This is a genomic window from Nonomuraea indica (assembly GCF_002850745.1).
In the GTDB taxonomy this organism is placed as follows: Bacteria; Actinomycetota; Actinomycetes; order Streptosporangiales; family Streptosporangiaceae; genus Nonomuraea; species Nonomuraea indica.
Map to the genome: position 1 here is coordinate 384,228 of NZ_KZ559468.1, position 17,370 is coordinate 401,597.

General features: G+C 75.3%; 15 protein-coding genes. 10 read left to right on the forward strand and 5 right to left on the reverse strand.

The features are described 5' to 3' along the window. Positions 1 to 91: 91 nt before the first annotated feature. Positions 92 to 541, forward strand: coding sequence for an Lrp/AsnC family transcriptional regulator (locus CXR44_RS09565; protein WP_101784706.1), 450 nt, complete (start codon positions 92 to 94; stop codon positions 539 to 541). On the opposite strand, the gene CXR44_RS09570 is transcribed toward CXR44_RS09565, so the two are convergent. The 3 genes from CXR44_RS09570 to CXR44_RS09580 all read right to left on the reverse strand — a co-directional run bounded on the left by CXR44_RS09570 (position 514) and on the right by CXR44_RS09580 (position 3,222). Beyond that, the gene (locus CXR44_RS09570) at positions 514 to 1,371 is read right to left on the reverse strand and encodes an NmrA family NAD(P)-binding protein (protein WP_101784707.1); all 858 of its coding nucleotides are present in this window, start codon (positions 1,369 to 1,371) and stop codon (positions 514 to 516) included. The genes CXR44_RS09565 and CXR44_RS09570 overlap by 28 nt on opposite strands. Before the next feature lie 78 nt (positions 1,372 to 1,449). Further along, on the reverse strand, positions 1,450 to 2,457 hold the full coding sequence (gene ligD, locus CXR44_RS09575) for a non-homologous end-joining DNA ligase (RefSeq protein WP_101784708.1): 1,008 nt from the start codon (positions 2,455 to 2,457) through the stop codon (positions 1,450 to 1,452). 213 nt (positions 2,458 to 2,670) lie between these two features. Further along, entirely contained in the window at positions 2,671 to 3,222 is a 552-nt protein-coding gene (locus CXR44_RS09580) for a cupin domain-containing protein (protein WP_219601719.1), read from the reverse strand. A gap of 66 nt (positions 3,223 to 3,288) precedes the next feature. Here CXR44_RS09580 and CXR44_RS40745 point away from each other — a divergent pair, with 66 nt between their 5' ends. The 5 genes from CXR44_RS40745 (at position 3,289) to CXR44_RS09610 (ending at position 10,406) form a co-directional block, all read left to right on the forward strand. Beyond that, the gene (locus CXR44_RS40745) at positions 3,289 to 4,416 is read left to right on the forward strand and encodes an SWIM zinc finger family protein (RefSeq protein WP_180903281.1); all 1,128 of its coding nucleotides are present in this window, start codon (positions 3,289 to 3,291) and stop codon (positions 4,414 to 4,416) included. Next, on the forward strand, positions 4,413 to 5,753 hold the full coding sequence (locus tag CXR44_RS09595) for a DUF5691 domain-containing protein (RefSeq protein ID WP_245899019.1): 1,341 nt from the start codon (positions 4,413 to 4,415) through the stop codon (positions 5,751 to 5,753). Before CXR44_RS40745 ends, CXR44_RS09595 begins: the two co-directional genes overlap by 4 nt. Continuing rightward, positions 5,750 to 6,814 carry an ATP-binding protein gene (locus CXR44_RS09600; RefSeq protein ID WP_101784709.1) on the forward strand — a complete coding sequence of 355 codons (1,065 nt, stop codon included), beginning with the start codon at positions 5,750 to 5,752 and terminating at the stop codon, positions 6,812 to 6,814. The genes CXR44_RS09595 and CXR44_RS09600 overlap by 4 nt, the downstream gene beginning before the upstream one ends. Positions 6,815 to 6,952: 138 nt before the next feature. Continuing rightward, positions 6,953 to 9,280, forward strand: a complete 2,328-nt coding sequence (locus CXR44_RS09605) for a DUF5682 family protein (protein WP_101784710.1) — start codon at positions 6,953 to 6,955, stop codon at positions 9,278 to 9,280. Then, positions 9,273 to 10,406 carry a VWA domain-containing protein gene (locus CXR44_RS09610; RefSeq protein ID WP_101784711.1) on the forward strand — a complete coding sequence of 378 codons (1,134 nt, stop codon included), beginning with the start codon at positions 9,273 to 9,275 and terminating at the stop codon, positions 10,404 to 10,406. Before CXR44_RS09605 ends, CXR44_RS09610 begins: the two co-directional genes overlap by 8 nt. A 15-nt stretch (positions 10,407 to 10,421) precedes the next feature. On the opposite strand, the gene CXR44_RS09615 is transcribed toward CXR44_RS09610, so the two are convergent. Then, positions 10,422 to 11,855: a DHA2 family efflux MFS transporter permease subunit gene (locus CXR44_RS09615; RefSeq protein ID WP_144069911.1), complete on the reverse strand. Its 1,434-nt coding sequence runs from the start codon at positions 11,853 to 11,855 to the stop codon at positions 10,422 to 10,424. Between the two features lie 99 nt (positions 11,856 to 11,954). Here CXR44_RS09615 and CXR44_RS09620 point away from each other — a divergent pair, with 99 nt between their 5' ends. The 4 genes from CXR44_RS09620 to CXR44_RS09635 all read left to right on the forward strand — a co-directional run bounded on the left by CXR44_RS09620 (position 11,955) and on the right by CXR44_RS09635 (position 16,139). Next, on the forward strand, positions 11,955 to 12,716 hold the full coding sequence (locus tag CXR44_RS09620; protein WP_101784712.1) for a TetR/AcrR family transcriptional regulator C-terminal domain-containing protein: 762 nt from the start codon (positions 11,955 to 11,957) through the stop codon (positions 12,714 to 12,716). Between the two features lie 63 nt (positions 12,717 to 12,779). After that, positions 12,780 to 14,162, forward strand: a complete 1,383-nt coding sequence (locus CXR44_RS09625; protein ID WP_245899020.1) for an MFS transporter — start codon at positions 12,780 to 12,782, stop codon at positions 14,160 to 14,162. 11 nt (positions 14,163 to 14,173) lie between these two features. Further along, on the forward strand, positions 14,174 to 15,178 hold the full coding sequence (locus tag CXR44_RS09630; protein ID WP_180903283.1) for an enolase C-terminal domain-like protein: 1,005 nt from the start codon (positions 14,174 to 14,176) through the stop codon (positions 15,176 to 15,178). A gap of 34 nt (positions 15,179 to 15,212) precedes the next feature. Further along, positions 15,213 to 16,139, forward strand: a complete 927-nt coding sequence (locus tag CXR44_RS09635) for a class I SAM-dependent methyltransferase (protein ID WP_219601720.1) — start codon at positions 15,213 to 15,215, stop codon at positions 16,137 to 16,139. Between the two features lie 34 nt (positions 16,140 to 16,173). Here CXR44_RS09635 and CXR44_RS09640 read toward each other — a convergent pair whose 3' ends face one another. Continuing rightward, positions 16,174 to 17,319: an ROK family transcriptional regulator gene (locus CXR44_RS09640; RefSeq protein WP_245899021.1), complete on the reverse strand. Its 1,146-nt coding sequence runs from the start codon at positions 17,317 to 17,319 to the stop codon at positions 16,174 to 16,176. Positions 17,320 to 17,370 lie beyond the last annotated feature (51 nt).

Sequence of the window (17,370 nt, forward strand, 5' to 3'; positions counted from 1 at the left end):
CGTCCAGGTTATCCACCTCCTTCCGGCGCCGGAAGGGTGATCCACCGGCAGAAGCCATGGATGGCCGGGGAATCCACGGTAAAATAGGCGAATGACCGAGGCTCTCGATCCGACCGACTGGGCGATCATCGCCGAGCTGCAGCGCGACGGCCGCCTGCCGTTCGCCGAGCTGGGGCGGCGGGTCAACCTCGGCGCCTCCGCCACCACCGAGCGCGTCAGGCGGCTGGAGGCGCTCGGCGTCATCACCGGCTACCGTGCGGACGTCGACCTGGCCAAGGTCGGGCTGGCGGTGCTGGCCGTGGTGCGGCTCAAGTATCCGGGCAACAAGCACGAGCCGCTGCACCGGCTGCTGGGCGAGCGGCCGGAGATCCTCGAATGCCTGCGCACCACCGGCGACGACTGCTACACGCTCAAGGTGGCCGCCACCTCGATGCCCCACCTGGAGCAGGTGATCGACGCGCTGGCCGCGTTCGGCAGCACCACGACCAGCGTCGTCTACAGCCAGCCCCTCCCTTACCGCGGTCCGGCCGCCCCCTTCTGAGCCGCCCCCTCCGGCGCGAAGAGCTCGGCATGGCGGGCCACCCACGCGGCGAACGTGCCCGGCTCCCGCCCGGTGATCTCCCGGACCGTGGGCACGACCGTGGCCGCGGCGGCGGGCGGGTTCGCGTGCCAGGAGACCAGGATCTCGATCACTTCCTCGCTGTGCCCGACCGCCCGCCAGCGCGCGCGGGCCTGCTCCACCGTCAGTTCCTCGAAACCGAGCTTCCGGCCCGTCGCCTCGGCGATCGCGGCGAGCCGCTGCCGGGCGGTGAGCCGCTGCGGCCCCGTCACCGAGTACGACCTGCCGCCGTGGCCGCCCCGCACCAGCACGGTGGCCGCCACCGCCCCCACGTCGGCCTCGTCCACCACCGCGGTGGGCACGTCGGCGAACGGCTCGCGCACCATGCCCTCCGTCCGGATGGACTCCGCCCAGCCGAGGGTGTTGCTCATGTAGTCGACGGCCTCGATCCTGGTCCACTCCAGGCCGCTGTCCTCGAACGCCTCCTCCACGGGGCCCAGCCGGCCGTTCCACAGCAGGGTGACCCGCCGCACCCCGGCCCGGCGCGCCAGCTCCACCAGCTCCGGGCCGGTCCGGAGCGTCGCGTAGTCGTCACCGGCGGCGGTCAGCAGATGCAGGCCGACCACGCCCTCCAGCGCCGGCGCGAGGCCGCCCGGATCGGTCAGGTCGCCCTCGACCACCTCCACCTCTTCCGGCAGGTCCGCCCTGCCGGCGTTCCGGGTCAGCGCCCGGACCGGCACCCCCGCCCGCAGCAGATGGTCCACCACGTGCCGACCGGCCTTCCCGGTCGCTCCTGTCACCAGATACGTCATGAACCACGACGCTACGGGCGCCGGTGCCGGCGCGCCTCGGGCTCAGGGTCCGCCTTTGGTCCTAAGCCCCCTTCGGTCCTAGGCCCCCTCGCCGGCCGCCCGTCCGAGGGCCACGTCGGGGGCCCGGACCTCCTCGGGCGACAGGTCGGGGCGCAGGCCGCGCCACGAGGGGTGGCGCAGCCGCCTGTCACCCGTCACCTCGGCGTACCGCACCTCGCCCACCAGCCGGGGCTCCACCCAGTGCGCGTCACGGGCGAACTCCCGGGGCACCGGGACCGCGAACGGCGAGCCGGGGCGCTCCAGCGGGGCCAGCTGCTCGTGCAGGGCCGTGAGCATGGCGTCGGTGAAGCCCGTGCCGACGTGGCCCACGTACACCAGCCGGCCCTCCGCGTCGTGGCCGCCCAGCAGCAGCGACCCGATCCGGCCCGACCGCCGCCCGGCTCCCGGCTTCCACCCGCCGACGACCACCTCCAGGTGGGAGAAGTTCTTCACCTTCGTCCAGTCCGCGCTGCGCCGGCCCGGCCGGTACGGCGACTCGCGCCGCTTGACCACCACGCCCTCCAGGCCGAGCGCCCGGCTGGCGTCCAGCGCCGCCCGCGGGTCACCGCCGAACGCCACCGGAAGCTGCCAGCGGAAACCCGGCCTCACCAGGTCCTCCAGCAGCTCGCGCCGCTCGTCGTAGGGGAGCCGGACGACGCTGCGGTCGTCCACGTGCAGCACGTCGAAGATCATGTACGTGACGGGCACCGCCCTGACCAGCTCGGCCACCTTCGCGGGATTGCGCTGGTGCATGCGGGGCGCGAGCGCGCCGAAGCTGAGCCGGCCGGCGTCGTCGAAGGCGACGATCTCCCCGTCGAGCACCGCGTCGTGCCCGTGGAGCGCGCCGGCCATCGGGTACAGCTCCGGGTAGGCGAGCGTCACGTCCCTGCCGTTGCGCGACATCAGCCGCAGCGCCCCCGCCTCGGCGTACGCCAGGCCGCGCACGCCGTCCCACTTCATCTCCGCACTCCACAGGTGGTGCTGCGCGGGTGGCGGCAGGGCGCCGAGCTGCGCGAGCATCGGCTGGTAGGTGGGCAGTCGCCCCATGCCCGTTGGCCTTCCCCGCGCCGCCGCGGCCTACGGTCGGCCGCGGGTACGGGGCGGGTCAAGTCGCGGTCATCGACCGGCGGCCATCGTCCACGGGTGGCGCATCGGCGCCGACCGCCGGCCGCGTGCGGGAGGCGCCCGAACCCCGCCGGGACCTGTGACGCCGCCCTTGCCCGTGCGGGCCGGGAACACGCGCGCGGCGGCGCCGTCGCGTCAGGTCGTGAAGTCGGCGAAGTCGAAGCCCGGCGACACGACGCAGCTCACCAGGACGGCCTCGGCCGCGGCGGGGCGGGCCGACTGCCAGGCGCCGCCCGGCACCACGGCCTGCGGCACCTGACCCTCCTCGACCGCCGGCCCCAGGATGATCGTCGCACCGTCGACCGTGAGAGACAGCGGGCCGCCGCGGTGCCACAGCCAGACCTCGTCCGAGCGGACCCGGTGCGGGATCGACTCCTCGCCGGGCTGCAGCAGGAAGTAGATGCCGGTGGCGCTGGCCCGCGGACCGGGATAGCCGTCCGGCGTGAACGAGGCCGGGGCCCGCCACGTCTCCCTGTACCAGCCGCCCTCCGGGTGGGGGAGCAGGTCGAGCGCGCGGGCCACGGGCGGGCGTTCCACGAACGCGACGGGGGCGCCGGTCACGTCGCGCCGCAGGAAGCGGGTGCCGTCGAGGACCAGCTGCCCCCGCAGCTCACCGGCCCTGGCCAGGGCCTCGCGCTCGTCGGCCACCTCGCCCGCCGGGCCGTCCGGATAGATCGTCAGCTCCACGGGAGGAGTCTACGGAGCGCTCCGTGGAGGCGCGAAATGTCGGCCGGCGTGGCTAGTGTGCATCAAGTGATCGAACGGTTGGGCCCCGATCAGGAGCCCGCCCCCGCCCCCGCGCGCAAGGCCGTGTCGGTGCGGCATGCGCGGGTGGCGGCGGGCCTGGCCGAGCTGGAGCGGTGGCTGGCCGACCAGGTGCGCCAGGGCCTGGCGGCGGCCGGTGAGCGCGACTGGGCCGACCTGGCCAGGCGGCTGGTCGACGCCCAGGCCCCCGGGGCCGCGGGCATCGTCTCCCGGCTCGCCCAGGTGCGCGCCGAGGACGACTGGCCGGCGGGCCTGCTGGCCGAATACTCGCTGCTCCACCTGCTGGCCGTGGCCTACCGGCGCCGCGCCGAGCTGCCCGAGCCGCTGGCCCGCACGGTGCTCATCCGGACGGGCTTCCCGGTGACGCGCGAGGAGGTGCTGGCCGGCCCGGCGGTCCGCGACCGCTGGCACGTGCTGGGGCGGCGCGACGAGACACACGACCGGCTGACGGCCCGCCGGGTGTGGCTGCGCGGCCACGCCACGGGGCGGGCGGCCCTGATCCTGACGTTCGCCCCGTCCGGCCGGCAGCTCGACGACTCCCTCGTGACGGGCACCGCCGTCGACGCCGATCTGGCCTTCTACCCGGGCGCCGCCCCCCTCCGCGCCCTGGTCGCGACCCGCGACCCCGCCCCCCGCGTGACGGCAGGGCCCGGCCATGACGACACCGGCGACACCGCGATCGGCCGCTCCACGACGGCCTCGTACGACCTCACGGCGGCCCACGCGGACCCGGCTGGCCGGGTGGACGGTTCGGTCCAGGCGGACGCGACTGCCCGGGTGGACCCAGCGGCACGGGAGCGCCCGGCGGCGGGGGAGGGAGTCGCCGGCGGCGCCCCCGGTGGCGCTCCGCCGGGGGTGTCGCCGGAGGAGGCCATGGACGAGGTGGCGCGGGCCCTGGCGGGCGATCCCTGGATCGACTCGTGGCCGCTCGTGCTGGCGGACGTCGTGCCCACCCGGACGACCCTCGGCGGGTTCCCCCTGCACCCCCGGGCGCGCGACCCGTGGCGGTTGCTCGCCGTGTCCGGAGGGCGGCCCGTCACGGTCGCCGCCGAGTGGACCCCGCGGGGGCTGCGCCCGCTGACCACGTGGGACGACGACACGGTGGTGGTCGTGTGAGCTGGGCGGAGCTGGCCTCGACGGCCCTGGTGGGCACCGACCGCAGGCCCTACCCGGGAGAGTTGCTGGCCGACGCGGCGGTGGAGGTCGCGCGGCGGCGCGCCGGCCGCGGCCCGCGGCACGACGGCGAGCCGCCGGAGCCGTCGCCCGAGGAGGAGCAGACGGCGGTGAGCCGGCGGGCGGGGGAGCGGCTGGCACGGATCATGGGCGGCGAGCACGAGCGGCTGCTGCCCGAATGGCTCGCCGCGGCGGCCGGCACCGGCCGCCGGGTGCCCCCCTGCGCGCTGCCCGGCCTGCTCGACCGGGGCGCCCGCGACATGTCGATCCGCGCCCACCTCGGCGTGCTCGCCGGGCGGCGCGGCCGGTGGCTGGCCGGACTCAACCCCGCCTGGGCCTACCTGCTCGAGGAGCCCACCGGAGAGACGTGGGAGCTGGGCGGCGCGGCCGACCGCCGGGCCCACCTGCGCAGGCTCAGGGCGTCCGACCCCGAGGCGGCGAGGCTGCTGCTGGAGAGCACCTGGGAGGAGGAGACTCCCGGCGATCGGGCGGAGTTCGTGGAGGTGCTGGCCGACGGCCTGTCCATGGCCGACGAGCCGTTCCTGGAGCGGGCCCTCGACGACCGCAGGCGCGAGGTGCGCCAGCAGGCCGCCAATCTGCTCGCCCGGCTGCCCGCCTCCCGCCTGGCCGGGCGGATGGCGGCGCGCGCCGCCGCGTGCTTCACCGTCGAGGCCGGGGTGCTCACCGTGGAGGCCCCGCACGCCTGCGACCAGGAGATGGAGCGTGACGGTGTCCGGGCCAAGCCGCCGCGCGGCACCGGCGAGCGTGCCTGGTGGCTGCAGCAGCTCGTCGCCCGCGCTCCGCTGACCGTCTGGGGGCACCCGCCGGAGCTGCTGCTCGCGATGCGCGTCCCAGCGTGGGACGCCGAGGTGAAGGCCGGCTGGGTGCGCGCGGCCGTGCTGCAGCGCGACCCGGAGTGGGCGCGGGCGATGTTCGCCTGGGACCCGATCGCCGACCTGCTCGGCGTGCTGGGCCCCGACGAGCAGCAGGAGCTCGCGGCCGCGTTCGTGCACCGGCACGACGTCGACAGCCAGCTGATCATGGTGTTGGGCGGGGTGTCGCCGCACTGGCGCGAAGGGCTGGCGACCGCCGTGCTCGCCAAGATCGTCAAGGTGGCGGGCACCCAGCCGTGGAACCTCGGCGAGCTGACCAGGCTGGCCGCCGAACGCATCGACCCGGCGCTCGGCGAGGCCGCCGGCCACTACTCACCGGAGCCGGCCGTGCAGCAGGTCGCCGCCGTACTGCGGTTCCGGGCCGACATGTTGGAGGAACTGCGATGACCGTGCTGCGCCCGCACGCCGAAGACCAGTACGCCGAGGAGCTGGCCGTGCTCGCCAAGGAGGACGACCGGCGGCGGCCACCCGGCTGGCGGCTGTCGCCGTGGGCCGTCACCACCTACGTCCTGGGCGACGGCGGGCGCATCACCCCCAAGTACGTGGGCGCCCGCCGCCTCGTCGAGGTGGCCGTCGCCACGCTCGCCACCGACCGGGCGCTGCTGCTCCTCGGCGTGCCGGGCACGGCCAAGACGTGGCTGTCCGAGCACCTGGCCGCCGCCATCAGCGGCGACTCGACGCTGCTCGTCCAGGGCACGGCCGGCACCGCCGAGGAAGCCGTCCGCTACGGCTGGAACTACGCCCGGCTGCTGGCCGAGGGCCCGTCCCTCGACGCGCTGACCCCGTCGCCGGTGATGCGGGCGATGGCCGAGGGCCGCGTGGCCCGGGTGGAGGAGCTCACCCGGATGCCGTCCGACGTGCAGGACGCCCTGATCACCCTGCTGTCGGAGAAGACGCTCCCCATCCCCGAGCTGGGCCGCGAGGTGCAGGCGCAGCGCGGCTTCAACCTGATCGCCACCGCCAACGACCGTGACCGGGGCGTCAACGAGCTGTCCAGCGCGCTGCGCCGCCGCTTCAACACGGTGGTGCTGCCCGTGCCCGCCACGGCCGAGGAGGAGGTGGACATCGTCGCGCGGCGCGTCGCCCAGCTCGGCCGTTCCCTCGACCTGCCCGAGGTGGGCACCGGCATGGAGGAGATCCGCCGGGTGGTGACGGTCTTCCGCGAGCTGCGCGCCGGTGTCACCGAGGACGGACGCACCAAGGTCAAGTCGCCCAGCGGCACCCTGTCCACCGCCGAGGCGATCTCGGTGCTCACCGGCGGCGTCGCGCTCGCGGCCCACTTCGGCGACGGCGTGCTGCGCGCGGCCGACGTGGCCGCCGGGATCGTCGGCGCCGTGGTGCAGGAGCCGGTGTCCGACCGGGTGGCGTGGCGCGAATACCTGGAGACGGTCGTGCGCGAGCGTCCGGGCTGGCGCGACTTCTACCGCGCCTGCCGCGAGGTGTCATGAGAAGGCGGAACGGACGCGCTCGGGCGCGGCGCGAGCGGGCGACGGGAAGCCTCGGCCGGGCACGGCCGAGGACGGGCACAGGGTGAGCGGCGTGCCCGTGCCGGGAGGGTGTGCGTGTTCGCCGGGAGGTGGTGCGGGGTGAGCGGTGTGTCCGTGCTGGGGGTGCGGCATCACGGGCCGGGGTCGGCTCGGGCCGTGCGGGAGGAGCTGCGGCGGCTGCGTCCCGACATGATCCTGGTGGAGGGCCCTCCGGAGGCCGACGGGCTGGTGGGGCTCGCCCCCGAGCTGGAGCCGCCGGTCGCGCTGCTCGCGCACGTGCCGGGCAGCCCGTCCGACGCGGCGTTCTGGCCGTTCGCCGGGTTCTCGCCGGAATGGCAGGCCATCCTGTACGGCACCGCCCACGGCGTCCCCGTGCGCTTCTGCGACCTGCCCGCGGCCCACTCCCTGGCGGACCGCTCGCCGGTGGGCGCACCGGACCACTCACCGGAGGGCGCACCGGACCGCTCGCCGGAGGGCGAGCCGGCGCGGGCGCACCTCGACCCCATCGGCGCACTGGCCGCGGCCGGCGGCTACGACGACCCCGAACGCTGGTGGGAGGACGTCGTCGAACACCGCGGAGACACGCCGTTCGAGGTCATCGCCGAGGCCATGGCCGCCGTGCGTGAGGGCCACACGCCCGACGAGCGGGAGGCGCGCCGCGAGGCGTACATGCGCAGGACCCTGCGCGCCGCGATCCGGCAGGGCCACGAGCGGATCGCGGTCGTCTGCGGCGCCTGGCACGTCCCCGCGCTGACCGGGCCGCTGCCCCCCGCCAAGGCGGACGACGCGCTGCTGCGCGGCCTTCCCCGGGTGCGGGCCGAGCTGACCTGGGTGCCCTGGACGTACGAACGGCTGGCCTGGTGGAGCGGCTACGGCGCGGGCATCGGCGCGCCGGGCTGGTACCACCACCTGTTCACCGTCACCGACCGGCCCGTGGAGCGGTGGCTGGCCGGCGCGGCGGCGCTGCTCCGCGAGGAGGGCCTGGCCGTCTCCTCCGCGCACGTCATCGAGGCGGTGCGGCTCGCGCACGGCCTGGCGACGCTGCGCGGTCGGCCGCTGGCCGGGCTCGGCGAGGTCACCGACGCCGTCCGGGCGGTGCTGTGCGAGGGCGACGACGTCCTGGTCGAGCTGGTCCACGGCCGCATGGTCGTCGGCGACCGGCTCGGGCGGGTGAGCGACGGCACGCCCATGGTGCCGCTCCAGCGCGACCTGCGCCGGCTGCAGCGCCGGCTCAGGCTCCGGCCGGAGGCGCTCGACCGTGAGCTGACCCTCGACCTGCGCAAACCGCTCGACCTCGAACGCAGCCGCCTGCTGCACCGCCTGCGGCTGCTCGGCGTCGACTGGGGCACGCCGGGCGGGTCGCGTGGCGCCGGCACGTTCAGGGAGACGTGGACGCTGCGCTGGCGGCCCGAGTACGACCTCGCGCTCGTCGAGGCCGCCGCCCTCGGCGTCACGGTGGCGGGCGCCGCCGCGCGGCGGGCCCGCGACCTGGCCGCCGCCGCACCCGTCGCGCTGGCCGACCTGACGGCGCTGGTCGAGCGGTGCCTGCTGGCCGAGCTGCCGGAGGCGTTGCCGGACGTGCTGGCGGCGCTGTCGGCCAAGGCGGCCGTCGACACCGACGTCGTCCATCTGATGGCGGCGTTGCCGGCGATGGTCCGCGCCCACCGCTACGGCGACGTGCGCGGCACGTCGGAGCGGGGGCTGGCCGTGATCGTGCGCTCGATGCTGGAGCGGATCTGCGTCGGGCTGCCGGTGGCGGTGACGGGCCTCGACGACGACGCGGCGGCGGCCCTGCTCACCCGCGTGGACGCCGTGCACGCGGCGGTCGCCCTGCTGGACGACCCGCCGGCCGCATCGGGGGACGACCCGCCGGCCGCATCGGGGGACGGCTCTCCGCTCGCCTCGGGGGACGGCTCTCCGGCCGCCTCGGGGGAGGACGGGCCGGGCGCCAGGGGGAGGTGGATGGAGACGCTGCGCGGCCTGAGCGACCGGCCAGGGCTGCACGGGCTGATCGAGGGCCGGGTCACGCGGATCCTGTTCGACGCGGACGAGCTGGGAGACGTGGCCGACCGCATGTCACGGGCGATGTCGCCCGGCCATCCGCCGGCCAGGGCGGCGGCGTGGGTCGAGGGGTTCCTGTCGGGCGGCGGGTTGCTGCTCGTGCACGACGCGCGGTTGCTCGGCCTGGTCGACGGCTGGCTGACCCGGTTGCCCGCCGACCGGTTCACCGAGGTGCTGCCGTTGCTGCGCCGGACGTTCGGTGGCTTCGCCGCGCCGGAACGCAGGGCCATCGGCGAGCGCGTGCGCGCGGCCGGGCGGCCGGGGCGGGGCGAGGACGGACACGACGTGGACGAGCGGCGGGCCGCAGGGGCGGTGGCCACCGTGCTGGCGATCCTCGGCCGGGAAGGGGGGCGCGCGGATGGATGACCAGAACGCGGAGCGGCTGCGCAGGTGGCGGCTGGTGCTGGGCGGCGGGGCGGCCGACGGGACCGGTGTGGGGCTGAGCGGCGCGGACGCGCGCGTGGACGGCGCTCTCGGCGCCCTCTACGACCGCGAGGGCGGGCTGGGCGCGTCGGCGCCCAGGGTGGCGCGGTGGCTGGGCGACATCAGGGACTGCTTCCCGGCCACCGTCGTGCAGGTGCTGCAACGCGACGCGATCGACCGGCTCGACCTCACCAGGCTGCTGCTCGAACCGGAGATGCTGGAGGCCGTGCGACCCGACGTGCACCTGGTCGGCACGCTGCTGTCGCTCAACCGGCTGATGCCCGACCGGGCCCGCGAGCCGGCCAGGGCCGTGGTGCGTTCGGTGGTCGACGAGCTCGAACGCAGGCTCGCCCACCGGACGCGCGCCGCGGTCGCCGGCGCGCTCGACCGCTCGGCCAGGACCCGCCGGCCGAAGCGGGCGGCCGACATCGACTGGGACCGGACGATCAGGGCCAACCTGCGCCACTACCTGCCCGCGCGGGCGACCGTGGTGCCGTCGCGGCTGGTCGGCTACGCCCGCAGGGAGCGGGCCGTGCCGCGCGAGGTGGTGCTGTGCGTCGACCAGAGCGGCTCGATGGCCGCCTCGGTGGTGTACGCGGGGGTGTTCGGGGCGGCGCTGGCGTCGATCCGGTCGCTCAGGACGTCGCTGGTGGTGTTCGACACGGCCGTGGCGGACCTGACCGACCGGCTGCACGACCCGGTGGAGCTGCTGTTCGGCACCCAGCTCGGCGGCGGCACCGACATCAACCGGGCCGTCGCCTACGCCGAGGGCCTGATCACCCGGCCTGCCGGCGCCGTCCTCGTCCTGATCAGCGACCTGTTCGAGGGCGGGGTGCGCGAGGAGCTGCTGCGCCGGGTGGCGGCGCTGACCCAGGCCGGGGTCCAGGTGATCGTGCTGCTGGCCCTGTCCGACGAGGGGGCGCCGTCCTACGACCACGACAACGCAGCCGCGCTGGCCGCGCTGGGCGTGCCCGCGTTCGCGTGCACGCCGGACGCGTTCCCCGACCTGATGGCCGCCGCGATCGAGCGGCGTGACCTCACCCGCTGGGCCGAACGGCACACCACCTGAGGCACGGCCGCCGGGTCAGTGGGCGGGCAGGGCGCGGCGCGGCAGCAGGAACGACAGGCCGAAGGTGAGGGCCAGCAGCCCGATCTCGACCCAGACCGTCGCCTGCATGGCCGAGCCGAAGCCCCACCGGCGGTCGAGCAGGTCGAAGAAGAGCGTGCCCAGCAGCGCGGTGCCGAGGGCCGCGCCGAGCTGCTGCATCGCGGTCAGCGTGCCGGACGCCGAGCCGGACTCGTGCGGATCCACCCCGGCGAGCACGATGTCGAAGAACGGCGCCATGGTCAGCCCCATCCCGATGCCGACGAGGGCCAGGCCGGGGGCGAGCTGCCACGGGCCGACCTGGAGGCCGGCGAGGTGGATCGTCAGGCCGAGCACGCCCGCGCCGGTCGCCATGACGCCGGTGCCGATCTGGAGCAGGCCACGTCCGAGCCGCTCCTGCAGCCCCGACATGGCCAGCCCGAAGCCGATGACGCCGCCCACGGCCTGGGGCAGGCCGGTGAGGCCGGCCTTGAGCGGGCCGTAGCCAAGGCCCACCTGGGTGTAGAGGGTGAAGACGAGGCTCAGACCCATCAGCCCGGAGAAGAACGCGAGACCGGCGACCAGTCCTCCGGTGAACGCCCGCTTCCGGAACAGGCTGGGCGTCACCAGCGGATCGCCGCCGGAGCGCGCCCGGCGCGTCTCGTGCGCGCCGAACAGGGCGAAGACCGCGAGCGAGGCCGCCATCGAGACGAACGTCCAGGCCGGCCAGCCGAGCTCCTGACCCTGGATGAGCGGGTAGAGGAGCAGGAATCCGGCGACGGAGACGAGCAGCACGCCGATGAGGTCCAGCCGGGTTGCGCCCGGCAGCCGCAGCTCCGGCAGCAGCCGCATGGCGGCCACGGCCGCCGCCAGCCCCACCGGCAGGTTGATCAGGAAGATCATGCGCCAGCCGGTCCCGAACAGGTCGGCGTCCACCAGCCACCCGGCCAGGATCGGCCCGCCCACCGACGACGTCGCGATGACCGGCCCGAACAGGCCGAACGCCTTGCCGATCTCCTCCGGAGGGAACATCTCCTTGATCAGGCCGAGCCCCTGCGGGATCATCACGGCCCCGAACAGTCCCTGCAGCACCCGCCCGCCGACGAGCATCTCGGGGCTGACGGCCAGGCCGCACAGCAGGGACGTGGCCGTGAAGCCGAACGCCCCGATGACGAACATGCGCTTGCGGCCGTACAGGTCGCCGAGGCGGCCCCCGGTGATGAGGCCGACGGCCATGGCGAGCGTGTAGCCGGCGCCCAGCCACTGCACCAGGCTGGCCGAGCCGCCCAGGTCCGCCCGGATGGTGGGGGCGGCGATGGTGGTGACGAGCGCGTCGAGTAAGTCCATGACCTCGGCGGCGAGGATCACGGCCAGCGCGGCCCAGCGCCGCCGGTACGGCTGCCGGGTCGTCGCCGGAGCGGTGACGGTGGTCAAAGTGGCGCTCCCTTAAAACGTCGTTCGAAGCACGAACACTGTTCGTTGACGTACGATGTTCTAGTGACGAACAGCGTTCGTGTCAAGTACATTGTTCGCATGGGAAGCGACACGGACGTACCGCCCCCGCCCTGGCGCACGCCCCCGCGCAAGGCGCAGCGCCGGCCCCAGCTCAGCCAGGACCTGATCGTCGAGACGGGCCTCGCCATCCTCGACGCCGAAGGGCTCGACGCGCTGAGCATGCGACGGGTGGCCCAGGTGCTCGGCACCGGCCCCGCCTCGCTGTACGCGCACGTGTCGGGCAAGGACGAGCTGCTGGAGCTCATCTACGACCAGGTGCTCGGCGAGGTCCGGCTGCCCGCGCCCGACCCCGCCCGCTGGCAGGAGCAGCTGCGCGCCTACGCCGAGGAGATGCACCGGGTCCTGGCCGGCCACGCCGACGTGGCCCGCGCGGCGCTCGCCGGCATCCCCACCGGGCCCAACGCCGTCCGGCTCGCCGAGTACGTGCTCGGCCTGCTCATCGAGGCGGGCATGCCGCCCCGCGAGGCCTCGCTGGCCCTCGATCGGCTCACCCTCTACATCAGCGGCGACGCCTTCGAGGGCTCCCTGCACTACGCCAGGATGCGGGCCGCCGACCAGCCCGCCGTCGAGACGTACTTCCACCGCTACGTCGACCAGGTCGCCACCTACTTCCGGTCGCTGCCGCCCGAGCGTTTCCCGTACATCAGCGGCAACGTCGACGCGATGATCGCCGACGGCGGCGAGGCGCGCTTCCGGTACGGCCTCGACCTGCTCCTCGCCGGGCTGGCGGCGCGCATGCCGCCCGCCCCCGCCGACCACCGGGAACGGGGCGGCCGCTAGGCCCAATTGCCTAGGGCCCGCGCCCGATGCGCCGCGAGGGCGTGCGGCCCTAGCGTCGCCCGTATGACATCCACTGTTGAAGCCGTTGCGGCCCCCGCCCCGGGCGTGGGCTCCCCCGGATACCGGGCGATCAGCGTCGGGCTGGTCGCGTTGATCATGCTGGTGGCGTTCGAGGCCATGGCGGTGGCGACGGCGATGCCCGTCGTCGCCCGCGACCTCGACGGCATGCACCTGTACTACCTGGCCTTCAGCGCGACACTCGCGGCCAGCGTCATCGCCACGGTGCTCGGCGGCCGCTGGGGCGACGTGAAGGGCCCCGTGGCGCCGCTCACCGCCGGAGTGGCGACCTTCGTGGCCGGACTGCTGGTGGCGGGGTTCGCGCAGGGCATGGAGGTGTTCGTCGCCGGCCGGTTCGTCCAGGGGCTCGGCGCGGGCCTGATCCAGGTCTCGCTGTACGTGCTGGTCGCCAGGGTCTACCCGGCGGCGGCGCACCCCAAGGTGTTCGCCCTGTTCTCGGCCGCGTGGGTGGTGCCGTCCATGGTGGGGCCCGCCATCACCGGCTTCGTCGTGCAGAACGCCGACTGGCGGTGGGTCTTCCTCGGCGTGTCCCTCATCGTCGTCCCGGCCGCGTTGCTGCTGTGGCGCGGCATCGCCGGGCACGCGCTGCGCGGCGGCATCGCCGAGCCCGCCCCCGGCCTCGGCCGCAAGCTCGTCTGGGCGGGGCTGACCGCCGTCGCCGCCGCTCTCATCCAGTACGGCAGCGCGCTCGACCTCGCCGGCCTGCCGCTGCTCGCCGTCGGCGTCGTGCTGCTCGCCGTGGCGCTGCCGAAGCTGCTGCCCGCCGGGTCGCTGCGGGCCGCCCGCGGCCTGCCGAGCGCCCCCCTGCTGCGCGGCCTCGCCTACGGCTCGCTCATGGCCGCCGAGGTGCTCGTCCCGCTCATGCTGATGAAGGAACGCGGCCTGACCACGGTCGGCGCGGGCGTCGTGCTGACCGTCGGCGCGCTCGGCTGGTCCGCCGGCTCCTGGATCAAGGGCCGCGGCGTGATCAGCCACATCACGGCCGTCCGGGGCGGCGCCATCATGATCGCGACCGGCATCGCGCTGGTCTCGCTCGTCCTCGTCGACGCGGTGCCGCTCGTCGTCGCCCACGTCGCCCTGGCCATCGCCGGGCTCGGCATCGGCGCCCTGCACCCGACGGTGTCGGTGCTGGTGCTGGAGATGTCCAAGGCCGGGGAGGAGGGCCAGAACACCGCCGCCGTGGGCGTCGGCGAGTCCGTGTTCACCGTGGTCGCCGTGGCCCTGTCCGGGGCCGTCTTCACCGCCGCCGGCGGCTCGTACCTGGCCGGTCTGGCCTGCACCTTCGTGCTCGCCCTGCTGGCGGTGGCGGTGGCCCCCCGTTTTGCGCGGTCCGCGAAGGCGGGCACTATGGAGGGAACCGCGTCATAAAAGGGGGATGGATGCCGCGCGTGCGTGAGCTGGAGGCTTTCCGGGTGGTCCTGCCATTCGGCAGGCGCTCGGAGAGCCTGCTCGTCAAGCTCACCGACTACGCCGGCATGACGGGATGGGGCGAGGCCCTCGCCCCCGAGCCCAAGACCTGGGCCCGGCTGGAGGAGACGCTGGGCGCCCTGCTCGTCGGCGTCGACTGGGAGCACCCCGACGCCGTCCCCGGCACCGACTCGGCGGTCGACATGGCCTGCTGGGACCTGTGGACGAGGATGCGCGGCGTCCCCCTCGCCCACGCGGTCGGCGGCACCCGCACCTCGCTGATGGCCACCGTCCGGCTGGAGCCCGACAAGTCGGTCGAGCACCTGGTCACCAGGGTCAACCAGCAGGTGTGCGCCGGCTACGGCCACGTCACCCTCGACGTCCGCCCCGGCTGGGACGTCGAGCCGGTCCGGGCGGTCCGGGCCGCGTACCCGGCGCTCACCCTCGCCGTCGACGGCGGCGGCGCCTACACCGACGGCGGGCAGCTCGTGGCCCTCGACTCCTACGGCATCGAGGTCATCGAACGGCCCTTCCCCGCCTCCGACGTCCACGCCCACGCCTCCCTGCAGGACCAGGTCGCCGCCGCCGTCGCGGTCGAGGTCCGCTCCACGGCCGAGCTGGACGACTACCTGACGTTGCGGGCGGCCCGCGTGCTGCTGCTGCGCCCCACCGCCTTCCCGTCGCTCACCGAGGCCCGCCGCGCCCACGACCGCGCCGCGGCGGCCGGCTGGGACATCCAGTGCGCGGGCGGCCAGGGCGCCGGCCTGGCCCGCGCGGCCACGGTCGCCGTGGCCAGCCTGCCGGGCTGCACGCTGGCGTGCGACGTCACCCAGCCGCCGCGCCAGAACCAGATCGTCACCCCCATCGTGGGCGCCGCCGCGGGCGTCATCGCCGTGCCCCTGACCCAGCCGGGCCTCGGTCACACGATCGACGAGGCCCGGGTGCGCCGCATGTCGAAGGACCACTTCCGGGCGTGACACCGGTGTGATCTTGCGGCCCTAGCGTGATCGAGTGGCCGAGACCCCCGAGCTGGCCAGGGACGGGCGGGCGGGAGAGCTCGACTGGTGGCATGCCGGCGTGCTCTGCCCCCATCCGACGCCCGGCGTCTGCGCCCTTGTGACCCTGCTCGACGTGGAACTGCGGGCGCGCGGGTACGTCCACACCCACCCCGTGCGGCACCGCCTGCTGACCGGCCCCCTCGGCGACACCGTGAACGTCGTGGAGCTGGCCGGCCGGATCGAGCGCGGCCTGCCGTACCCGTTCGACCTGGGAGGCGGCATGGCGGGCAGCGACCCCGACGCGGACGCGCGGCGGCTGGCGGCGGAGCATCTGCGGGGCGGTGACGCGACCGGCTGGTTCGAGCGGCTGTACGCCGAGTCGGCGACGGGTGACGCGGTCGTCCCGTGGGACGCCGGCGCGCCGCATCCGCTGCTCGTCGAGTGGGCGCTCGAACGAGCCGGGAAGGGCGGCCGGGCGCTGGTGGTGGGAGCGGGGCTGGGGGACGACGCCGAGTACGTCGCCCGGCTCGGCTACGACACCACCGCCTTCGACGTCAGCCCGTCGGCGGTGCGGCTGGCCGGGCGGCGCTTCCCCGGCACGCGGGTCGCCTGCCGGGCGGCCGACCTGCTCGACCCGCCGGCCGGGTGGCGGGAGGCGTTCGACCTGGTCGTGGAGGTCATGACCGTGCAGTCGCTGCCCGAGCACCTGCACGGGCCGGCCGTCGAGCGGGTCGCCGGGTTCGTGCGGCCCGGCGGCACGCTGGTCGTGATCGCGTCGGCGCGTGACGAGGACGGGCCCGTGTTCGCCCCGCCGTGGCCGCTGACGCCCGCCGAGATCGGCGCGTTCGCCGGGCACGGGCTGGTCGCCGACCGGATCGAGGACCTGCGCGAGCCTGAGCGGCGCCGCTGGCGGGCGACGTTCCACAGACCGTCAGGCTGACGGCGTTGTCACGCTGACGGCGTCCGGCGGGCCGTCAGGCTGACGGGGACAGGGCGGCGTCCAGGAGCAGGGAGCCGGCGCCGAGCAGGGCGGCGTCGCGCCCCGCGCGGGCCGGGGCGATCTCCAGGTCGCGGGTGGCCAGCGGCAGGCACCGTTCGTACACCGCCGCCCGGATCGAGGTGATGAGCGGCTCGGCGGCCGACAGGCTGCCGCCGACCGCCACCACGTCCGGGTTGAAGAAGTTGACCAGCACCGTGAGCACCTCGCCGATGCGCCGCCCGGCGGTGCGCACCATGCTGGTGGCCTCGGGTACGGCGTCGTTGACCAGGCCGACGATGTCGGAGGTGTGGGAGACGGTGACGCCCGCGTCGGTCAGGGCCGTGGCCAGCGCCGCGCCGCTGGCGTAGGCCTCCAGGCAGTCGTGGTGGCCGCAGGCGCAGATGACGGACGAGTCGGACAGGACGCGCACGTGGCTGATGTCACCCGCGGCGCCCCGCCCCCGGTGCAGGCGACCGTTGACGATCACGCCACAGCCGATGCCGGTGCCGACCTTGAGCACCATGAGGTTCTCCTGGCCGGGCCACGAGCGGGCCTCGCCGGCGGCCATGAGGTTGGCGTCGTTCTCCACGAGGATCGGCAGGTCGTAGCGGGCGCGCAGGTGCTCGGCCACCGGGAACTCGTTCCAGCCCGGCATGCGCGACGGCGTGACGACCCGCTGCGTCGCCGGGTCCACCGGGCCGGGGATGCCGGTGCCGACCCCGCGCAGCGGCACGGTGGGCGGCACGTGCTCCTCCAGCAGCCGGTCGAACGCCTCCGCCATCAGGTCGAGCGTGGCCTCCGGCCCGTCGGCGATCTCGCACGGCCGTTCCTCCACCACCAGGGGCGCGCCGCTGAGGTCGAGCAGCCCGAGGCGCACGTGGTGGGCGCCGAGGTCGGCCACGGCCAGCACCCCGGCCGCCGGCGCCAGCGACAACCGGCGGGGCCGGCGCCCGCCGCGGGACGGACCGGAGCCCTCCTCGGCCAGCAGCCCGGCCTCGATCAGCTCCTCCACCCGCAGGGACACGCTGGACGCGGCCAGCCCCGACAGGCGGGCCAGGTCGGCGCGCGACTCCGCCCTACCGGTGGCGACGAGCCGTAACAGGTCCCCCTGCGCACCCTGCACGGGTAGTCGCTGCTTCATGTGAGATGAATACCATCAATCGACTTCGGCCAACAACGTATTGACTTACTG

Coding starts and splice junctions, on each gene's coding strand:
- CXR44_RS09620 (WP_101784712.1), top strand. CDS start 11,955: ATGGGAAGCGACACGGACGTACCGCCCCCGCCCTGGCGCACGCCCCCG.
- CXR44_RS09630 (WP_180903283.1), top strand. CDS start 14,174: ATGCCGCGCGTGCGTGAGCTGGAGGCTTTCCGGGTGGTCCTGCCATTC.
- CXR44_RS09640 (WP_245899021.1), bottom strand. CDS start 17,319: ATGAAGCAGCGACTACCCGTGCAGGGTGCGCAGGGGGACCTGTTACGG.
- CXR44_RS09565 (WP_101784706.1), top strand. CDS start 92: ATGACCGAGGCTCTCGATCCGACCGACTGGGCGATCATCGCCGAGCTG.
- CXR44_RS09570 (WP_101784707.1), bottom strand. CDS start 1,371: ATGACGTATCTGGTGACAGGAGCGACCGGGAAGGCCGGTCGGCACGTG.
- CXR44_RS09610 (WP_101784711.1), top strand. CDS start 9,273: ATGGATGACCAGAACGCGGAGCGGCTGCGCAGGTGGCGGCTGGTGCTG.
- CXR44_RS09625 (WP_245899020.1), top strand. CDS start 12,780: ATGACATCCACTGTTGAAGCCGTTGCGGCCCCCGCCCCGGGCGTGGGC.
- ligD (WP_101784708.1), bottom strand. CDS start 2,457: ATGGGGCGACTGCCCACCTACCAGCCGATGCTCGCGCAGCTCGGCGCC.
- CXR44_RS09600 (WP_101784709.1), top strand. CDS start 5,750: ATGACCGTGCTGCGCCCGCACGCCGAAGACCAGTACGCCGAGGAGCTG.